The organism is Nocardioides hungaricus, from assembly GCF_054782915.1.
Genome location: NZ_BAAGRO010000046.1, coordinates 1 through 18,487 on the forward strand (window position 1 = coordinate 1; position 18,487 = coordinate 18,487).

Sequence of the window (18,487 nt, forward strand, 5' to 3'; positions counted from 1 at the left end):
GGAGCACGCGGCAGCCCGCGAGGCAGCCGAGCGCGCCGCGGAGCAGGCCGCCGCCGCGCGGCGTACCGCCGAGGAGGACGCGCACCGCCACGCCGAGCTCGCGGCCGAGGCCGCCCGCGAGCGCCAGGCGGCCGAGACCCGCCTCGCGGAAGTGGCGGCCGAGCTGCGGACCGCGATCGAGGCCCGGTCCGCCGCCGAGCAGGCCGCCGCCGAGCAGGCGCGCCTGCGCGGCGAGGCCGAGGAGGCCGCCGCCCAGCGCGCCGCCGACCGCAGCGCGGTCGAGGCCGCCGTACGCCGCCAGGCCGAGGTCGCCGAGGACGCCATGCGCGAGCGCGCGGAGGCCGAGGACAGGGCCCGCTCGCTGGCCACCGAGCTCGAGCGGACGCGAGCCGAGCTGCTCGAGCAGGCCCAGCGGAAGGGCGGCTTCTTCCGGCGTTAGCGGCGGCAACCTGCCGTTCACCTCGCGGTGCCAGACTGGTGGCATGTCCCTCGACAGCGTGCCGCCGACCACCCACGGGGAGGGCGTGCCCGAGGAGACCTTCGACGTCGAGCCGCCGTACGTCCCCGACCACGAGGCGCTCGAGGCCGTCGAGAAGTACGACGACCGCTTCCTCGACCGGGAGCTGTCCTGGCTGCGGTTCAACCAGCGGGTGCTCGAGCTCGCCGAGGACCCGCACCTGCCGCTGCTGGAGCGGACCCGCTTCCTGGCGATCTTCACGAGCAACCTGGACGAGTTCTTCATGGTCCGCGTGGCCGGCCTCAAGCGCCGGATCGCCGCGGGCGTGGCCGTCCCGGCCGCCTCCGGGCTGATGCCGACCGAGGTGCTCGAGCTGATCTGGTCGACGACCCGCGACCTCTCCGAGCGGCAGGCGCGCGTGTTCCGCGACGAGGTCGTCCCGGCGCTCGCCGACGCCGGCATCGAACTGGTGCGGTGGGACGAGCTCGATCGCGAGGAGCAGAAGCACTGCAAGCGGCTGTTCAAGGACCGGGTGTTCCCCGTCCTCACGCCGCTGGCCGTCGACCCGGCGCACCCGTTCCCCTACATCTCCGGGCTCTCGCTCAACCTCGCCGTCCTGCTGCGCAACCCGAAGACCGGCAAGGAGCACTTCGCGCGCGTGAAGGTGCCGCCGATCTTCGCCCGGTTCGTCCCGGTCGGGAACCAGCGCTTCGTGCCGCTGGAGGACGTCATCGGCGAGCACCTCAAGCGGCTGTTCCCCGGCATGGAAGTGCTCGAGGTGCACACCTTCCGGGTCACCCGCAACGAGGACCTCGAGGTCGAGGAGGACGACGCCGAGAACCTCCTCGCCGCCCTGGAGAAGGAGCTGCTGCGGCGCCGCTTCGGGCCGCCGGTCCGGCTCGAGGTCGAGGAGTCGATCGCGCCGCAGGTGCTCGAGCTGCTCATCTCCGAGCTGGGCATCTCCCAGAAGGAGGTGTTCAAGCTCCGCGGACCCCTCGACCTGCGCGGCCTGCACGACATCGCCGACCTGCCGCGGCAGGAGCTGAAGTACCCCGCGTTCCTGCCCACCACCCACGTGCGGCTGGCCGAGGTCGAGTCGGCCGCACCCGTCGACGTGTTCAAGGCGGCCCGGCGCCACGACGTACTCCTGCACCACCCGTACGACTCGTTCGCCACCTCCGTGCAGCGCTTCATCGAGCAGGCGGCCGCCGACCCGCACGTGCTCGCGATCAAGCAGACGCTCTACCGCACCTCCGGCGACTCCCCGATCATCGACGCGCTCATCGACGCCGCCGAGGCCGGCAAGCAGGTGCTGGTGATCGTGGAGATCAAGGCGCGCTTCGACGAGGAGGCCAACATCCGCTGGGCGCGGAAGCTGGAGCAGGCCGGCTGCCACGTCGTCTACGGCCAAGTCGGGCTCAAGACGCACTGCAAGCTCTCGATGGTCGTGCGCGACGAGGCGGGACACGGGGCCGGCATCCGCCGCTACACCCACCTCGGCACCGGCAACTACAACCCGAAGACGTCGCGCCTCTACGAGGACCTCGGGCTGATCACGGTCGACGAGCGCATCGGCGAGGACGTCGCCCACCTGTTCAACAACCTGTCCGGCTACTCGCGCAACGCGACGTACGACGAGCTGCTGGTCGCCCCGGACTCGATCCGCACCGGGCTGGTCGAGCGGATCCACCGCGAGATCGCGCACTGCCAGGCCGGCCGGCCGGCACGGATCCGGCTCAAGGCCAACTCCGTGGTCGACGAGGCCGTCATCGACGCGCTCTACCTCGCGTCTCAGGCGGGAGTACCCGTCGAGCTCCTCGTGCGCGGCATCTGCGCGCTGCGCCCCGGCGTACCCGGCCTCTCCGAGAGCGTCGCCGTACGGTCGGTGCTGGGCCGGTTCCTCGAGCACAGCCGGGTGTTCTGGTTCGACAACGGCGGCGAGGCCGAGGCGTGGATCGGCTCCGCCGACATGATGCACCGCAATCTGGACCGTCGGGTCGAGGTGCTCGTGCGGCTGCCCGGCGCCGACGAGACGGCCGCGATCGGGGAGCTGCTCGACCTGGCCTTCGACGCCGACACGTTCGCCTGGGAGCTCGACAGCGAGGGTGCGTGGACGCGCAACGACGGGACCGTCCACCTGCAGGAGCGGCTGATCGAACAGCAGCGCCGCCGGCGGTAGCCGACCCTGACTTGCGTGATCCTGGCGCGCTGCCTCTAGGCTGTTCGGCGTTCTCCTCCTCCTCCTCAGGAGTTATCCGTGGGTTTGCGATTCCGGCCCGTCGACACGTCCTTCTACGACCTGTTCACGAGGTCAGCCGAGCACCTCGTGACCGGCGCCGCCCTGCTCGCGGAGATGCTGAGCGAGGACGCCGACCACGCCGACGTCGCCCGCCGGATGCGGGAGGCCGAGCACAGCGCCGACGAGACCACCCACGAGCTGATCCGCAAGGTGAACTCGACCTTCGTGACGCCGTTCGACCGCGAGGACATCTACGCCCTCGGCTCGGGCCTCGACGACGTCATGGACATGATGGACGAGGCCGTCGACCTGATCCTGCTCTACGAGGTGAAGGTGCTGCCGCCGGAGCTGTCGACCCAGGTCGAGGTGCTCCAGCGCTGCGCCGAGCTCACCGCGGCCGCGATGCCGAACCTCCAGTCGATGGAGTCGCTCGACGAGTACTGGATCGAGGTCAACCGCCTCGAGAACGCCGGCGACAAGAACCACCGCCGTACCCTCGCGAAGCTCTTCAGCGGCGAGTTCAAGACCATCGAGGTCTTGAAGCTCAAGGACATCGTCGAATCCCTCGAGGAGGCGATCGACGCGTTCGAGAAGGTCGCCAACATCGTGGAGCAGATCGCGGTCAAGGAGTCCTGAGTGGACCTTGCGATCGTCATCGCGGTGGTCGTCGTCGCGCTCGCCTTCGACTACACCAACGGGTTCCACGACGCGGCCAACGCGATCGCCACCTCGGTGTCCACCCGGGCGCTGACGCCGCGGATCGCGCTGGTCCTGGCGGCGGTGATGAACTTCGTCGGCGCGCTGCTCGGCCAGGAGGTCGCGCAGACCGTCAGCGAGGTGATCACGCCGCCCGAGGGCAACCACGGGCTGGTGGTCGTGCTCGGCGGCCTGCTCGGGGCGATCGTGTGGAACCTGATCACCTGGTACTTCGGCCTGCCCTCGTCGTCCTCCCACGCGCTCATCGGCGGCCTGGTCGGCGCGGCGATCGCGGCCGGCGGCGTCGACCTCGTGCACTGGGCGACGATCGTCGACAAGGTGCTCATCCCGATGGTGCTGTCGCCGCTGTTCGGCTTCGCCGGGGCGTTCGCGGTGATGCTGGCGATCATGTGGATCTTCCGGAGGCGGAACCCACACAAGGTCTTCCGCGGCTTCCGCGGCGCCCAGACCGTCTCGGCCGCCGCCCTCGCGCTCGGCCACGGCCTCCAGGACGCCCAGAAGACGATGGGCGTGATCTTCCTGGCGCTCACCACCGCGGGCTACTACGTCGACTCCGCCGGCAACCCGCAAGACGGCCTGCCCCTCTGGGTCGTGATCGCCGCCGCCGGCGCGATCTCGCTCGGCACCTACTCCGGCGGCTGGCGGATCATGCGCACCCTCGGCCGCCGGATCATCCACCTCGACCCGGCCCGCGGCTTCGCCGCCGAGTCGGTCGGCGCGGGTGTCCTCTACACGACGGCGTTCGTCTTCCACGCCCCCATCTCGACCACCCACACCATCACCTCGGCCATCATGGGCGCCGGCGCCACCAAGCGCTTCTCGGCCGTCCGCTGGGGCGTCGCCCGCTCGATCGTCGCCGCCTGGATCCTCACCTTCCCCATGGCCGGCCTGGTCGCCGCCGGCTGCTACCTCGTCCTCCACGCGGTCATCGGTCAGTAGCTCTTCCGCTGGGGTAGTCCCTGACGTTTGGGCCCTCGATCGGCACGATCCGGGGCCGAAACGTCAGGGACTACCCGTTCACGAGGGGTCACGCCACCCGATGCGCGAGCAGCCGGCGGCGGTGGTGGTCGTCCAGCGCCCGGCGGGCGGCCACGGTCGACGTGTCCCTCCACCAGGGCGGCTGCTCGACCGTCCACAGCCGCCGGCGCGCCGGGACATCCCCGGCTCGCTGGTAGGCGGCGACGAGGCGGGCGATGAAGCCGCTGGGATCACGTACGTCGGCGGCCAGCATCGTCGTGCACTCCAACCCGTGCGCGCGGAGCCGACCCTCCTTCACCACGTCCTTCGCCATCTGTGCGCCGAGGAGGTGAGGTGCACCGTTGTACTCGGCGACGACTCCGGTGGCGGGATCGATCAGGTCCGGCGTACCGAGCAGGTTGCCGTCCAGATCGAAGACCGGTGCGTTGCAGAGCGGTGGCGGCAGCGCGGCGTCGAGCTCCCAGACGTGGACCATCCCGACCTCGCGGGGCGACCAGCAGTTCTCGCGTGCCAGCGGGATCGCCTCCCGTGCCTGCGGGATGCCGGTCCAGCCTGGGATCGTGGCGGCGTACTCGGCCGCCTCGTCGAGTGAGACCAGGTCGTTGAAGCACGCCATCGACAGTGAGATCGCGGCGTCACGCGCATGCCGCGCGTACCTCATCTCGTACAGCACCGACCGCACGGCGGTGGTCACCCGCAACCCGTCGACGATGACCAGGTCGTGCGGCGCCAGGCGCTCCTCCGAGGTCGCGAACATGGGCTGCGGTCGCATCCAACGGTTGCCTCCTACGGCCAGGGTGATCGGACATGAGGGACCACCACCCCACGGCGTTCCGTCGAACCAGCGTCCACCCCGCCAGGCGAGGTCGGCCCAACCGGTCACGCCACCCCAGTCGGCGGGCAGCGCGGCACCGGCCTCCACGATGCGCTGATCGACGACGGAGCCGTCGACCCACGCGGGCACGTACAGACCACGGCTCGACCGGCGCCACCGCGGACCACGAGCCGCCTTCCTCGTCGGCCCGGCGCGACCCGTGTGGTCGACCCGGACCGGTACGACGACCGGTCGCGTGACACCCGAGAGATCCATGCCCGGGACTCTGCCCCGGATGCCGAGCTCGTGGATTCGTCATCCACAGGCCCCGAAAGAGGGGTAGTCCCTGACGTTTGGGCCCCGGATCCGCAGGCGAGGGGGCCCAAACGTCAGGGACTACCCCAAGAAGATCACCCGAACCGGCCCGAGATGTAGGCCTCGGTGGACTCCTCGTCCGGGTTGGTGAACATCTTGTTGGTCGGGTTGAACTCGACCAGGTGGCCGGGCTGGCCGGCGGCCTTGAGGTTGAAGAAGCCGGTGTCGTCGGAGACGCGGGCGGCCTGCTGCATGTTGTGGGTGACGATCACGATCGTGTACTCGGACTTGAGCTCGTGGATCAGGTCCTCGATCGCGGAGGTCGAGATCGGGTCGAGGGCCGAGCAGGGCTCGTCCATGAGCAGCACCTGCGGCTCGACGGCGATCGCGCGGGCGATGCAGAGGCGCTGCTGCTGGCCACCGGAGAGGCCCATGCCCGGCTTGCTCAGTCGGTCCTTGACCTCGGTCCACAGGTTCGCGCCGCGCAGCGACTTCTCCACGACCGCGTCGGCGTCGGAGCGCGACAGCTTCTTCGAGTTCAACCGCATGCCGGCGAGCACGTTCTCGTAGATCGACATGGTCGGGAACGGGTTGGGCCGCTGGAAGACCATGCCGATCTGGCGGCGTACGGCGACCGGGTCGACCGAGGGGTCGTACAGCGACTGCCCGGAGACCATCACCTTGCCCTCGACGTACGCGCCGGGGATCACCTCGTGCATCCGGTTGAGCGCGCGGAGGAAGGTCGACTTGCCGCAGCCCGACGGGCCGATGAAGGCGGTGACCGCCTTCGCGCGGATGGTCATGTTGACGCCCTCGACAGCCTTGAAGTCGCCGTAGTAGATGTCGAGGTCGGAGACGTCGATGCTCTTGGCCATGGGTTCTCTCTCACACAGTCGCGCTCAGCGGCGCCGGTCGGTCTTGGGGGCGAACATCTTCTGGAGGATCCGCGCGGCGAGGTTGAGCACCATCACGATAGCGATCAGGACGAGCGCCGCGCCCCAGGCCCGGGCGTAGCCGGGCGGGTCGCCGACCTCGCCGAAGGCGGGCACGCCGGGTGAGCTGTACTGGCTGAAGATGTAGACGGGCAGCGTCATCATCCGGCCGTCGAAGAGGTTCATGTTCACCGAGTCGGTGGCGCCCGCGACCACCAGCAGCGGGGCGGTCTCGCCGATCACGCGGGAGATCGCCAGCACCACGCCGGTGACGATGCCCCCGAAGGCGGTCGGGATGACCACCTTGACGATCGTGCGCCACTTCGGCACCCCCAGCGCGTACGACGCCTCGCGGAGATCGCTCGGGACGAGCCGGAGCATCTCCTCGGCCGAGCGGACCACCGTCGGGATCATCAGCAGCGACAGCGCCACCGAGCCGCCGAAGCCGATGCGGATCGCCGGGCCGAACAGCAGCACGAACAGCGCCAGCGCGAACAGGCCGGCGACGATCGACGGGATGCCGGTCATCACGTCCACCAGGAACGTGGTGATCCGCGCGAGCCGCCGGTCCTTGCCGTACTCGACCAGGTAGATCGCGGTGAACAGGCCGATCGGCACGGAGATCAAGGTGGCGGCGAGCGTAACCAGCAGGGTGCCGATCAGCGCGTGGTAGATGCCGCCGCCCTCGCCGACGATGCCGCGCATGGAGTAGGTCAGGAACTCGGTGCCGAGGATGCCCGCGCCGTTCTTCAGCACCAGCGAGATCAGCCAGACCAGCGGGACGATGACGACGCCGAACGCCGCCCAGACGAGCGCGGTCGCGAGCCGGTCGGCTGCGGCGCGGCGGCCCTCCACGGCCGTCGACCACAGCGGCAGGCCGACGACGAACAGCAGCCCGGCGAGCACGACGCCGCCGGCCGGGCTCCAGCCCAGCAGCAGCACCAGCAGTCCGGCGATGCCGAGCGCGATGGCGGCGGCCAGCACCGGCGCCCAGCGCGGCAGCCGCGGCTGGACCAGACCTGCGGTGACCGCGAAGTCGGCCTCGAACGGCGTGGTGGTGCTCACCGGGGTCCCCTCGGCGTTGTCGGACGGAGGAGCGCAGCGGGGGAGGCCGAGAACGGCGTGGGGTGGTTCATCGGGTCACCCTCCGCTCGCTGCGGGCGACGATGAGCCGCGCCAGGAAGTTGACCGCGAAGGTCACGCCGAACAGGACCAGGCCGGTGGCGATGAGCACCGCCTGGCGGTCCGGGGTCGCCTCCTTGTAGTTGGAGGCGATGTTCGAGGCGATCGTGGCCGGGTTGCTGTTCGAGATCAGGTTGAGCGTGACCACCGGCGTCGCCGAGAGGACCATCGCGACCGCCATCGTCTCGCCGAGTGCGCGCCCGAGCCCGAGCATCACCCCGGAGATGACGCCGGAGCGGGCGTAGGGGAGCACCGCCAGCCGGATCACCTCCCACCGGGTGGCGCCCAGCGCCATCGCCGCCTCCTCGTGCAGCCGCGGGGTCTGCGCGAACACCTCGCGCGAGATCGCGGTGGTGATCGGGATGACCATGATCGCCAGCACGATGCCGGCGGTGAGCATGGTCCTCCCGGTCACCGACGGCGGGCCGGCGAAGAACGGGATGAAGCTCAGGTTGTCGTAGAGCCAGGTGATGGTCGGCTTCATCGCACCGGCCAGCGCGAGTCCGCCCCAGAGGCCGTAGACGACGCTCGGGATCGCGGCGAGCAGGTCGATCACGTAGGCGATCGGCGCGGCGATCCGCGGCGGCGCATAGTGCGAGATGAACAGCGCGACGCCGATCGAGAACGGCACCGCGATGATCAGCGCCACGATGGCGGCCAGGATCGTGCCGAAGACCAGCGGGCCGACGTAGGACCAGAAGTCGTCCGCGGGCTGGTAGATGTCCGAGGGCGCGGAGAGGCCGGGCAGGCCCTTGATCGCCAGGAACACGAAGACGCCCGCGAGTGCGGCCATGATGAGCACCGCCGCCGTGCGCGCGGTGCCCGCGAAGAGCCGGTCGCCCAGACGGACGACCGGCTTTCGCGGTGCTTCGGTTGGTGCGGTGAGGGTCACGCGGGTCCCGTCACTTGGCCGAGATCGCGCCGACGATCTCCTGCGCCTTGGGGGCGAGCGCGGCGTCGAGCGGAGCGGAGCCCGCCTGCTGGGCGGCGGCCTGCTGCCCCGCGTCGGAGACGATGTAGGACAGGAACCCCTTGACCAGGTCGGCCTCGGCGGCGTCGTCGTAGGTCTGGCAGGCGATCAGGTACGACGCCAGCAGCACCGGGTAGGCGCCGGACTCGGTCGTGGTGCGGTCGATGTCCATCGCCATGTCGACGTCGGAGCGGCCCGCGACGGGCTTCGAGACGGCGACCGCCTTGGCGGCGCCCTCGGCGGACGGTGCGACGAACTCGCTGCCGACGCCGATCGACACGAGCCCGAGGCCCTGGGCCTGGCTCTCGTCGGCGTACCCGATGGTGCCCTCGCCGCCCTTGACCGCGGCGACCATGCCGGAGGTGCCCTCGGCGGCCTCGCCGCCCTTGATCGGCCACACGCCGTCGGGGTCGTAGCTCCACGCGCCGCCGGCTGCCTGCGACAGGTAGTCGGTGAAGTTCTCCGTGGTGCCCGAGTCGTCGGAGCGGTGCACCGGCGCGATCGCGGTGCTCGGCAGGTCCACGCCGTCGTTGAGCGCGGTGATGGCCGGGTCGTTCCACTTGGTGATCTTGCCGTCGAAGATCATCGCCAGCGTCTTGGCGTCGAGGTTGAGGCTCTCGACGCCGGGCAGGTTGAACACGATCGCGATCGGGCTCACGTAGGCCGGGATCTCGATCGGGGCCTCGCCGCCGCAGCGCTTCGTGGCGGCGCTGAGCTCACCCTCGTCGTCGTTGAGGTAGGAGTCCGATCCCGCGAACGAGTACGCCTTCGAGATGAACCCCTTCCGGCCGTCACCCGAGCCCACCGGGTCGTAGGTGATGGTGAGGTCGGGGTTGTCGCTGCCGAACGCCGCGCGCCATGCCTGCTGGGCGGCGTCCTGCGAGCTGGCACCGCCTCCGGCGAGGGTGCCGCTGAGGCCGCTGGGGCCTTCGCTGTTACCGCTGCTACCCGAGCCGGTGTCCTCGTTGCTGGCGCCACAGGCGGTGAGGGAGAGCGCCGCGATCACGGCGATGCCGGGGACCACGGCCCGGCGGAAGGAGGTGCGAGTCACTTCGGTGCTCCTGAGTCTTCGTCGTCGACCACTTCTGTCTGTCGCTGTGAAGTTAGGGAGCGCAGGTGGACGGATCCGGGGGCGACGGTGAACGAGGGGTGAACTCGAACCACCCAGTCGGAGACAGCCAGCCGCTCACGAGACGGACATCACGTGAACAACCGCCCGAGGTCTTGACGCGGCCCCGCTCCGGGCTCAGCGGACCCGGTGGACCTCGGCCGCGACGACCCTGCCCTTGCGGACGTGGGCGACCAGGAGGCCGCCCGGCTCGAGCCCCGGGTCCGGCAGCCCGAGCGCGTCGAAGATCGTCGGCAGCACCGGGCGGTGGCTGCACAGCACCGCACCCTCGTCGGCGTTCACGAGCTCGTCGACCAGGGCGACCACGCCGGCCGCCGTGGCGTCCTCCTCGCTCAGGTAGTCCTCGAGCTCGAGCTTCCACCCGGTCGTGTCGGCGTACGGCGCCACGGTCTCCACGCAGCGCGTGCTGCTGGAGCTGACGATCCGCGTCACGCCGTACGCCGCGAGCACGGGGATCACCCGCTGCGCCTGCTGCCGCCCGGCCTGGAGCAGCGGCCGCAGGCGGTCGTCCTGGCGGCGCCACGCCTTGCGCGAGCGGGCGTCGCCGTGGCGGAGGATCACGACGGCATGGGTACGCCGCCGGAGCCGGTGCGCCGCGCGCAGCGTGTCCCGGTCGTGCCCGTAGCTCAGCAGGTCCTGCGCCTCGTCGTACGGCACCCACCGGACCTGGTCGATCTCGGCGTTGGGCCGGTAGCCGCCGACGTCGTCGGAGCCGACCACCCGCCCGGTCCAGTAGGCGACCGACTTCATCCGGCCGCCACTGACCGGGTAGCGCTGGCCCGCCAGGGGCGGCCCCAGCCGCACGTGCAGGCCGGTCTCCTCGGCGACCTCGCGGACCGCCGCCGCGGCGACGTGCTCGCCGCGGTCCAGCTTGCCCTTGGGGAAGGACCAGTCGGCGTACCTCGGGCGGTGCACGAGGAGCACCCGCTTCCCCGGACGGAAGACCACGGCCCCGGCGGCGAGGACGTCCTTCGCGGGCATACGACTAGTCTCACACCACCCCAGCCGGAACAGGAGCAGCAGGTGCGCAGACGCCTCACGGTCGCCCTCCTGGCGGTGCTCGTGCTGGCCCTGCTGGCCGCGGCGGCCCTGGTCGCGGTGCGCTGGTGGCGCGATCGCGACCGGACCGACCTGGAGCGGGCCGCGAGATACGCGCCGTCCGACGCCGAGCGGCTGTCGTGGACCGACTGGGCCGCCGTCCGCGACGCCGTCGGCAGCTCCGGCCTCCCGGACCTGCTCGACCAGGGGTACGCCGCCGACCTGACATCGACGTCCGCGCTGGTCGAGTCGGGCCCCGAGCTGGCGAACCTGTTCGGCTTCTCCCCCGCCACCGTCGACTGGGAGCTGTTCTCCCAGTCGAGGCAGGGCGCCGTGGTGATCCTGCGGCTGCCCGCCGACACCGATCTCGCCGCCGTCGGCGACCGGCTCGAGCGGATCGGCTACGACCGGCCCGCCGACGGCGCCACCGCCGGCGCGGTCTGGGCGGGCGGGGCCGACCTGCTGGCCGAGATCGGCACCTCCCTGACGCCCGAGCTCCAGTACGTCGCCCTGGACGCCGACGAGCGCCTCGTGCTCACCAGCGACAGCAGGGACTACCTCGCGACCGTCGCCGACGGGCTCGACGACGGCGCGGACGGCCGGCTGTCCGAGGGGATGCAGGACGTGGTCGCGGCGTCGGGCGACGCGCTGTCGGCGGCGGTGTACGACGGGCCGTACGCCTGCTCCGCGCTGGCGATGAGCCAGGCGGACCGCGCGGACGAGAGCGAGGGCGATCGGCTGGTGGCCGCGGCCGGCGAGGTGAACCCGATGACCGGGTTCGCGATGGCCGCGCAGCCCGGCGGAGGCGTACGCGTCGCGATGGCCTTCGAGGGCGAGGACCAGGCGCGGACGAACGCCGACACCCGCGCCGTACTCGCCGCCGGACCGGCACCCGGCCAGGGCGGCGACTTCGCGGACCGCTTCTCGGTCGAGTCCGCCACCGCCGACGGCTCCGTCGTCACGCTCGGGCTGGACCCCGTCGAGGGGACCTACGTCCTCTCGGACCTCTCGACGGGGCCGGTGCTGTTCGCGACCTGCTGAGCCCGGGTCGTCCCAGGGGGATAGTCCCTGACGTTTGGGTCCCCAGGACGGTCGATTCGGGGCCGAAACGTCAGGGACTACGCCGACGTCACGACTTCACCAGGCGCGAGATCGCGTCGACGGCCTCGGCCACCTTGGCGCGGGCCTCGTCGTCGCTGGCGCGGGCGGCGTCGACGACGCAGTGGTTCATGTGCTCCTCGAGCAGGCCGATCGAGACGGCCTGGAGGGCCTTGGTCATCGCGGAGACCTGGGTGAGGATGTCGATGCAGTACTTCTCGTCCTCGACCATCCGCTGCAGCCCGCGGGCCTGCCCCTCGATGCGCTTGAGCCGCTTGAGGTAGTCGTCCTTGCGGTGGATGTAGCCGTGCTGGTGCTCCGCCATGCCCTCAGGGTACCCGGAGGGGGTATGCGCGGTCAGGACTCCCGGCGGGGCTCGGGGACGACCCCGAGGATCTGGTCGATCTGTGCCTCGGAGAGGTGCTCGTCGGACTCGCTCGCCGCGATGATCAGGTTGGTAGTGAGCTCCACCTCGCCGAGGAGGTCGGAGTCCTCGAGGGTGACGTCGAACTGGTCGTTCACCTCATCGCTCCTCGATCGCATTCCGGCTGAGACCTCCCTCGCTAACGGAGACCGTGCCCGTGGGTCACGGGCACCAAACGCCCGCCACCCGAAATTGGTCCGTCCGGACCATGCGGCATCGCCCCCTGCCCCTGAGCCCGGGCGGCCACGGAGGAACGCACAGGAGGCCCCACCCGTGCGGGTGGGGCCTCCTGTCGAAGTCTCAGGTCGGGAGACCCGAGATGCTCTCCTCGATCAGACCGGACGAACGTTCTCCGCCTGCGGGCCCTTCGGACCCTGGGTGACGTCGAACTCGACCTTCTGGTTCTCGTCCAGGGACTTGTAGCCCTGGCTCTGGATCGCCGAGTAGTGAACGAAGACGTCGTCGCCGCCGTCCTCCTGAGCGATGAAGCCGAAGCCCTTCTCCGCGTTGAACCACTTAACAGTGCCCTGAGCCATGTGCTCGATACTCCTTAGTCGGGGCGAGGACCGTCCCTTCGACGGTCCGCATCAGATGCGGTGACACGTCGCTCCGACTTGCGTGAGTGGCAGGCCCACGAAAGAAGAAACGCCGTTGGATCACAAACTCCGCGGGCGTCAGACCTGTGGAACTTGCACCTTCTGCAGCGCACACGTTACCAACCCCACGCCGGAGTAAAACCGTCTCGCCCCGGAAATCTCACCGTCGGCGGTGAAGGTTGTGCTACGCGCGCGTGACATGGCGGGGCGGACCGCCCGGGCCGTCTAGGGTGTGCTGAGCACCCGGGCCTCTAGCTCAATCGGCAGAGCAGTGGACTTTTAATCCATGGGTTGTGGGTTCGAGTCCCACGGGGCCCACCGACTGTTGGATGCAACCGGTCTACTCCACCTGCGGTCTTTACCCGGAAGGTCGTGCACGGCGGCCCTCGCAGCCCCTAGATTCACGGCTGACGAACCGTCGGTGACCCGAGACGCCGGCGGTTCTTCACCATTTCCGGAGCCGTTTCCGGACGTTCTGGCCCGGGTGGACCAGACCACGGCGTCGCCGAGGTAACGCCGTCCGACGCGGCGCGTTGACCGGGCATGGAGAGCACGGACCTGGGTCGCGCGGTCCTCGAGGACCTGGTCCGGGCCGCGCTCCCCGAGCTCGTCGAGCCGTCCCGGCAGTCGGATCCTGCCGAGTCCGTCTCGCCACCGGAGGGCGAGCGGTCGGACGCACGGGGGCCGGTGGGCGCCGAGGGCGCCGCGCCCACCGACGGCTCCCCGGTCGGCCAGTACGCCGGCACATGACCAGTAGATGAAACGTGTTCTGGCATCTGGCTCGTGACGGGCCACGTGCGCGACGAGATCGAGCGGCAGCGGCTCCTCTACGGCCCGTTCACCGACGCGGTCCGCGACCTCGTGGACGCGAAGTACTTCGAGTAGCTCAGCCCGCACGCTGCTCGGCCGGGACGCCGCGCTCGCCGGAGTCGGTGAGCCGGGCCTCCTCGGCGGCCTGCGCCTCGAGCTCGGCCCGCCGGGTCGTCTCCACGAGCGCCCGGGCGGCGTCGTAGGCCCCCGGGTCGGAGACCAGGTCGGCCGCGCCGTGCTCGAGGCGCTTGAGGGCGTTCCGGGCGAAGATCTGCTGCTCGGTCGTGGTCCGCTCCGACCGGCCGCGGCCGATGAACGAGACCGCCCAGTGCAGCAGCGCGGTGACCCGGTTCTTGAAGCCGGTGATGTAGATCAGGTGCAGGGCGAGCCACATCAGCCAGGCGAGGACGCCGGTGACCCGCAGCCTGCCGATCAGCGCGACCGCGCGGAACCGGCTGATGATCGCCATCGAGCCCTTGTCGACGTAGTGGAACGGGCCCTGCGCCGGCCTGGCGCCGAGCCGGCGGTCGATCTCCTTGGCGGCGTACTTGGCGCCCTGGATCGCGACCTGCGCGACACCCGGGAGGTTGTCGAGGGCGATCATGTCGCCGACCACGAAGACCTCGGGGTACCCCGGGAGGGTCAGGTCGGGGTTGACCGCGATCCGGCCGGCCCGGTCGAGCGGGGCGCCGGTCTGCTCCGACAGCGTGCGGCCGAGCGGGCTCGCGGCGACGCCGGCGGCCCAGATCTTGGTCACGCTGTGGATCCGCTCGACGCGGCCGTCCTTGAACTCCATCTCGATGCCACGCTCGTCGACGTCGGTCACCATCGCGCCGAGGACGACCTCGACGCCGAGCTCCTCGAGCTCGGCCCGGGCCTTCTCACCCAGCTTCTGGCCGAACGGCGGCAGCACCTGCGCGGCGGCGTCGACCAGGATCACCCGGGCCTGCCGGGAGTTGATCGCGCGGAAGTCCTTCTTGAGCGTGCGGTGCGCGAGCTCGGCGATCTGGCCGGCCATCTCCACGCCGGTCGGGCCGGCGCCGACGACCACGAAGGTCAGCAGGTGGTCGACGTTCTCGCCGCGCGTGGCGCCGATCTCGGCGAGCTCGAAGGCGCCGAAGATCCGGCCGCGGAGCTCGAGCGCGTCGTCGACGTTCTTCATGCCGGGCGCGAACTCGGCGAAGTGGTCGTTGCCGAAGTAGGACTGGCCGGCGCCGGCGGCCACGACGAGGGAGTCGTACGCCGTCACCGTCTCGCGGCCGAGGACGTGCGAGGTGACCGTGCGCGCGGCGAGGTCGATCTCGCCGACCTCGCCGAGCAGGACCTTGGCGTTGCGCTGGCCGCTCAGGATCTCGCGGGTGGGCGGCGCGATCTCGCCCTGGGAGAGGATGCCGGTCGCGACCTGGTAGAGCAGCGGCTGGAAGAGGTGGTGGGTCGTCTTGGCGATCATCGTGACGTCGACGTCGGACCGCCGGAGGGCCTTGGTGCCGAACAGCCCTCCGAACCCCGACCCGATCACCACCACCTGGTGACGCTCTGCCATCTGATGACGCCCGGTCATCTGGTGATGCTCTGCCATGCCGGACCTTCCCAACCGAGTGCGCGCTTCCTGCCATTGTTCCGTCGGCACCCCGTCTCGGCGCAATCGTGGGCATCCTCGGTCGGGTCGCCCCACCACACGAGATCGCGTCGGACAAGCCCGTCTGGACCGCCGGGATCCGTCGCCGCACGTCATGTTTCGCGCCAAAATTCCGGGGGTACACGAGCCGTCGATGGCTCGCCATCGACGACCCTCGTGACTCCTGGAGACCACCCTGCCGCTGACCAGGCCCGCCCTCTCCCTGGGCCCCGGGCCCCGCGGCGTGCAAGACGCGCGCCGCTGGGTGGTCGACACCTGCCATGACATCGCCCGGCACGACCTGGTCGAGTGCGCCGAGCTGGGCGTCTCCGAGCTCGTCACCAACGCGCTCCTGCACGCCACGCCTCCGCTGACGGTGCGGGTCCGGGGCACCCGGGAGCACCCCCGCGTCGAGGTGCACGACGGCTCGACCGAGCTACCGGTCCTGCCCGGCACCCAGCCCGGCGAGGAGGACGACCTGCTGCTCACCTTCGGCCGCGGACTGAGCATCGTGGCCCGGTGCTCGGCCGCGTGGGGCGTCGAGGTCGAGGAGGACGGCAAGACGGTGTGGTTCGTCCCCGCGACGCACAGCCGCGAGGAGATGGTCGAGGGCGTGGTCGCCGGCGAGCCCACGGCACCCGCCCGGGAGCCGGTGCTGGACGAGATGCGCATCGAGGTCCTCGGCGTACCGCTGCGGTCCTTCGTCGAGTTCCAGCGCCACTACCGCGAGCTGCGCCGGGAGGTGCGGCTGCTCGCGCTGGCGCACGAGGCGGACTACCCGCTCGCCAAGGATCTCTCCGCGCTCTTCGGCGCCCTCGAGCACGACCTGCGCGAGGGCATCGGCGCCGAGCAGATCGAGCGGGCGCTGGCGTCCGGGGCAGCGACCGCGGACCTGCACGTCGCGATGCCGCGGGAGACCGCGGCGACGATCGGCCGGTTCATCGAGCTGCTCGACCTCGCTGACGCGTTCTGCCGGGAGGAGCGGCTGCTGTCGCTGGCGCGGACGCCCGAGCAGCAGCGGTTCCAGCGCTGGTTCCTCACCGAGTTCGTGCGCCAGCAGAAGGGCCAGCCGCCGCTCGCGTGGCAGGATGCGCCCGTGTCCAGGCGGCAGAGCAGCGTCTCGTGAGCCCCACGCCGCGGCTGGTCGCCGCGGTCGCGGTGGGCGGCGCGCTCGGCGCGCTCGCGCGGTGGGGGCTCACCGAGGCCCTCCCCTCCGACGCCGACGCCTTCCCGTGGGCGACCTTCGCGATCAACGTCGCCGGGTCGTTCGCGCTCGCGCTGCTGCCCGCCCTCGCGGCGGTACGGCGGTCGCGGACCCTCGCGGTCGCGCTGGGCCCGGGGATCCTCGGCGGGTTCACCACCCTGTCGGCGTACTCCGAGCAGGCGCGGGCGCTCCTCGACGCGGACCGGGTCGGCATCGCTCTCGTCTACCTGGCCAGCACGCTGGCGGCCTGCCTGCTCGCCGTGGCCCTGGCGTCGCACTGGTCGCCCACCGCCGCGCAGCGGGAGTTCGCCGCCGAGGGCGGTGACGAGTGACCGCCCTGCTGGTCGCGCTCGGCGCGGCGGTCGGGGCGCCCCTGCGGTTCCTGCTGGCCAGCCGGCTCGACGACCGCGTCCCCTGGGGGACCTTCGCGGTGAACGTGAGCGGCTCGTTCCTGCTCGGCGTGCTCTCGGCGGTCTCGCTGCCGTCGGGCGGGATGGCGCTGCTCGGCGTCGGCTTCTGCGGCGGCTTCACGACCTACTCCGCCTTCGCCGTGCAGACCCACACGCTCGGCGTACGACGGGGTGCGGCGTACGCCGTGGCGACGATCGCCGTCTCGCTCGCCGCCTGCGCGCTCGGCTTCGCCATCTACGCGTAGCCGAGGTCGTGCAGCCGGTCGTCGTCGATCCCGAAGTGGTGGGCGATCTCGTGCACGACGGTGATCCGCACCTCGTCCTCGAGCTCCTCGACCGACGCGCACAGGTCGAGCAGGTTGTTGCGGAACACGAAGATCCGGTCGGGCAGCTCCATCATCGGCTCACCCCAGCGCTCGGTGAGCGCAATCCCGTCGTAGAGCCCGAGCAGGTCGGGGTCGTCCGCGGGCGCGTCGTCCTCGACCAGCACCACGACGTTGCGCACCAGCCGCGCGATCTCGTCGGGGATGTCGTCGAGGGCGCGGTCGACGAGGACGTCGAACTCCTCGCGACCCATCTCGATCGGCATAGCGCCATTGTGGCCGACCCGGAGATGCGCGATGCCCCGGTCCTCCTGGTCCGGGCATCGCCCTCTCCACCCAACCGCCGCTTGGGCAAGCGAAATCGGCCTGCGGCTTCGGGGAATCGTCGACGGAACCGCGGCCGGCGTCCCCGACTCTGAAGCTCGCACACGCTTCGACCTGTGACGGGCGAGCCGCGCTGGGATCCGGGCGCTATCGAGAACCTGCAGGCCGGCTACGACTGGTACGACGAACCCGAGCCGGGTCTCGGCCGGGGCTGGCCGCCGAGGTCTTCACGGTCCTTGACGAGGCGGTGCTCCGTCCGTTCCTACCCAGGTCTACGAAGATCCGATGCTTCTTGCCGAGTCCGAAGTTCGCAAGGTTCAACTGCAGCGGTTCGGCGAATACGGCGCCATCTAAGCCGTCGTCGACCAGACCTTCTGAATCGTCGCCGTGGCACGCGCAAAGCGGAGCCTCGGCTACTGGATCGACAGGCTGACGAAGCTCTCCTAGCGATTCGCAGAGCAGCGCAATCGACCTGCTCCGAAAGCAGTGGAACAAGACATCCGGGTCGGTTCGATGGCGTTCTCGATGGAACCGCCCGGCAAGACCCCAACGACTACGAGCCAGTGGCTCGACGCGGGCCGCCCGGCCGACTCGACGATCTCCGGCACCGCGATGGCGTCAGCCACCACATCGAGCATGGCGTCGAACTGCGCAACGGGCATCAATGTAGACGTGGCGGCGCGGTCGATCAGGACGTCCTCGTCCGGCCCGTCTTTGACCCGGCTCCCTCGGCGCTGCGATGGTGACCTTCTCAGGCAACGATACGGCCTTCGGCCCAGCGCCGCGCCCGTCTCGTCAGCCTCCTCCGCTCAGGGGCACAACGAGGATCGTCATCTGGGGTTGAGGAATGATCAGAACCTGTGGATGGCTCTCGGTGGGGTGACGTGAAGCGGGCGCACCTCCCGAGCA

19 protein-coding genes, 1 tRNA gene and 1 pseudogene are annotated in these 18,487 nt (G+C 70.7%); 10 read left to right on the plus strand and 11 right to left on the minus strand.

Annotated elements, in window-relative coordinates:
- The 4 genes and pseudogenes from ACYVKX_RS17550 to ACYVKX_RS17565 form a co-directional block, all read left to right on the plus strand.
- Positions 1-439: pseudogene (locus ACYVKX_RS17550) on the plus strand (hypothetical protein); the annotation flags it as partial.
- A 43-nt stretch (positions 440-482) separates the two neighbouring features.
- Entirely contained in the window at positions 483-2,636 is a 2,154-nt protein-coding gene (locus tag ACYVKX_RS17555; RefSeq protein ID WP_460834966.1) for an RNA degradosome polyphosphate kinase, read from the plus strand.
- A 78-nt stretch (positions 2,637-2,714) separates the two neighbouring features.
- Positions 2,715-3,332, plus strand: coding sequence for a DUF47 domain-containing protein (locus ACYVKX_RS17560; RefSeq protein ID WP_460834967.1), 618 nt, complete (start codon positions 2,715-2,717; stop codon positions 3,330-3,332).
- Entirely contained in the window at positions 3,333-4,352 is a 1,020-nt protein-coding gene (locus ACYVKX_RS17565; RefSeq protein WP_460834968.1) for an inorganic phosphate transporter, read from the plus strand.
- A gap of 88 nt (positions 4,353-4,440) precedes the next feature.
- Here the strand turns inward: ACYVKX_RS17565 and ACYVKX_RS17570 are convergent, their stop codons facing one another.
- The 6 genes from ACYVKX_RS17570 to ACYVKX_RS17595 all read right to left on the minus strand — a co-directional run bounded on the left by ACYVKX_RS17570 (position 4,441) and on the right by ACYVKX_RS17595 (position 10,714).
- On the minus strand, positions 4,441-5,481 hold the full coding sequence (locus tag ACYVKX_RS17570; RefSeq protein ID WP_460834969.1) for a hypothetical protein: 1,041 nt from the start codon (positions 5,479-5,481) through the stop codon (positions 4,441-4,443).
- Between the two features lie 134 nt (positions 5,482-5,615).
- Positions 5,616-6,395, minus strand: coding sequence for a phosphate ABC transporter ATP-binding protein PstB (pstB, locus tag ACYVKX_RS17575; protein ID WP_460834970.1), 780 nt, complete (start codon positions 6,393-6,395; stop codon positions 5,616-5,618).
- A 24-nt stretch (positions 6,396-6,419) separates the two neighbouring features.
- Positions 6,420-7,517 carry a phosphate ABC transporter permease PstA gene (gene pstA / locus ACYVKX_RS17580; protein ID WP_460834971.1) on the minus strand — a complete coding sequence of 366 codons (1,098 nt, stop codon included), beginning with the start codon at positions 7,515-7,517 and terminating at the stop codon, positions 6,420-6,422.
- Between the two features lie 67 nt (positions 7,518-7,584).
- The gene (gene pstC / locus ACYVKX_RS17585) at positions 7,585-8,526 is read right to left on the minus strand and encodes a phosphate ABC transporter permease subunit PstC (protein ID WP_460834972.1); all 942 of its coding nucleotides are present in this window, start codon (positions 8,524-8,526) and stop codon (positions 7,585-7,587) included.
- A 10-nt stretch (positions 8,527-8,536) separates the two neighbouring features.
- Positions 8,537-9,655 carry a phosphate ABC transporter substrate-binding protein PstS gene (gene pstS, locus ACYVKX_RS17590; RefSeq protein ID WP_460834973.1) on the minus strand — a complete coding sequence of 373 codons (1,119 nt, stop codon included), beginning with the start codon at positions 9,653-9,655 and terminating at the stop codon, positions 8,537-8,539.
- A 195-nt stretch (positions 9,656-9,850) separates the two neighbouring features.
- Positions 9,851-10,714 (minus strand): NUDIX hydrolase, encoded by an 864-nt coding sequence (locus ACYVKX_RS17595; RefSeq protein WP_460834974.1) that lies wholly within the window; start codon positions 10,712-10,714, stop codon positions 9,851-9,853.
- Positions 10,715-10,756: 42 nt separating this feature from the next.
- Between ACYVKX_RS17595 and ACYVKX_RS17600 the strand changes: the two genes are divergently transcribed.
- Entirely contained in the window at positions 10,757-11,812 is a 1,056-nt protein-coding gene (locus ACYVKX_RS17600; RefSeq protein ID WP_460834975.1) for a hypothetical protein, read from the plus strand.
- Between the two features lie 88 nt (positions 11,813-11,900).
- On the opposite strand, the gene ACYVKX_RS17605 is transcribed toward ACYVKX_RS17600, so the two are convergent.
- From ACYVKX_RS17605 to ACYVKX_RS17615, 3 genes are all read right to left on the minus strand, one after another.
- The gene (locus tag ACYVKX_RS17605; RefSeq protein ID WP_460834976.1) at positions 11,901-12,194 is read right to left on the minus strand and encodes a metal-sensitive transcriptional regulator; all 294 of its coding nucleotides are present in this window, start codon (positions 12,192-12,194) and stop codon (positions 11,901-11,903) included.
- Between the two features lie 32 nt (positions 12,195-12,226).
- A complete protein-coding gene (locus ACYVKX_RS17610; protein ID WP_460834977.1) occupies positions 12,227-12,391 on the minus strand; it encodes a hypothetical protein in 165 nt (54 codons plus the stop codon).
- 234 nt (positions 12,392-12,625) lie between these two features.
- Positions 12,626-12,829 (minus strand): cold-shock protein, encoded by a 204-nt coding sequence (locus ACYVKX_RS17615; protein ID WP_056905888.1) that lies wholly within the window; start codon positions 12,827-12,829, stop codon positions 12,626-12,628.
- 305 nt (positions 12,830-13,134) lie between these two features.
- Between ACYVKX_RS17615 and ACYVKX_RS17620 the strand changes: the two genes are divergently transcribed.
- Positions 13,135-13,207 (plus strand) — tRNA-Lys (locus ACYVKX_RS17620).
- Between the two features lie 225 nt (positions 13,208-13,432).
- A complete protein-coding gene (locus ACYVKX_RS17625; RefSeq protein ID WP_460834978.1) occupies positions 13,433-13,639 on the plus strand; it encodes a hypothetical protein in 207 nt (68 codons plus the stop codon).
- A gap of 136 nt (positions 13,640-13,775) precedes the next feature.
- Here the strand turns inward: ACYVKX_RS17625 and ACYVKX_RS17630 are convergent, their stop codons facing one another.
- Entirely contained in the window at positions 13,776-15,260 is a 1,485-nt protein-coding gene (locus tag ACYVKX_RS17630; protein WP_460834979.1) for an NAD(P)/FAD-dependent oxidoreductase, read from the minus strand.
- A 301-nt stretch (positions 15,261-15,561) separates the two neighbouring features.
- On the opposite strand from ACYVKX_RS17630, the gene ACYVKX_RS17635 reads away from it, so the two are divergent.
- The 3 genes from ACYVKX_RS17635 to ACYVKX_RS17645 are packed head-to-tail and all read left to right on the plus strand — an operon-like array spanning position 15,562 to position 17,176.
- The gene (locus tag ACYVKX_RS17635) at positions 15,562-16,443 is read left to right on the plus strand and encodes an ATP-binding protein (protein ID WP_460834980.1); all 882 of its coding nucleotides are present in this window, start codon (positions 15,562-15,564) and stop codon (positions 16,441-16,443) included.
- Positions 16,440-16,853 (plus strand): fluoride efflux transporter FluC, encoded by a 414-nt coding sequence (locus tag ACYVKX_RS17640; RefSeq protein WP_460834981.1) that lies wholly within the window; start codon positions 16,440-16,442, stop codon positions 16,851-16,853. Before ACYVKX_RS17635 ends, ACYVKX_RS17640 begins: the two co-directional genes overlap by 4 nt.
- Positions 16,850-17,176 (plus strand): fluoride efflux transporter FluC, encoded by a 327-nt coding sequence (locus ACYVKX_RS17645; protein ID WP_460834982.1) that lies wholly within the window; start codon positions 16,850-16,852, stop codon positions 17,174-17,176. Before ACYVKX_RS17640 ends, ACYVKX_RS17645 begins: the two co-directional genes overlap by 4 nt.
- Here the strand turns inward: ACYVKX_RS17645 and ACYVKX_RS17650 are convergent.
- Entirely contained in the window at positions 17,167-17,520 is a 354-nt protein-coding gene (locus ACYVKX_RS17650; protein WP_460834983.1) for a metallopeptidase family protein, read from the minus strand. The genes ACYVKX_RS17645 and ACYVKX_RS17650 overlap by 10 nt on opposite strands.
- Positions 17,521-18,487 lie beyond the last annotated feature (967 nt).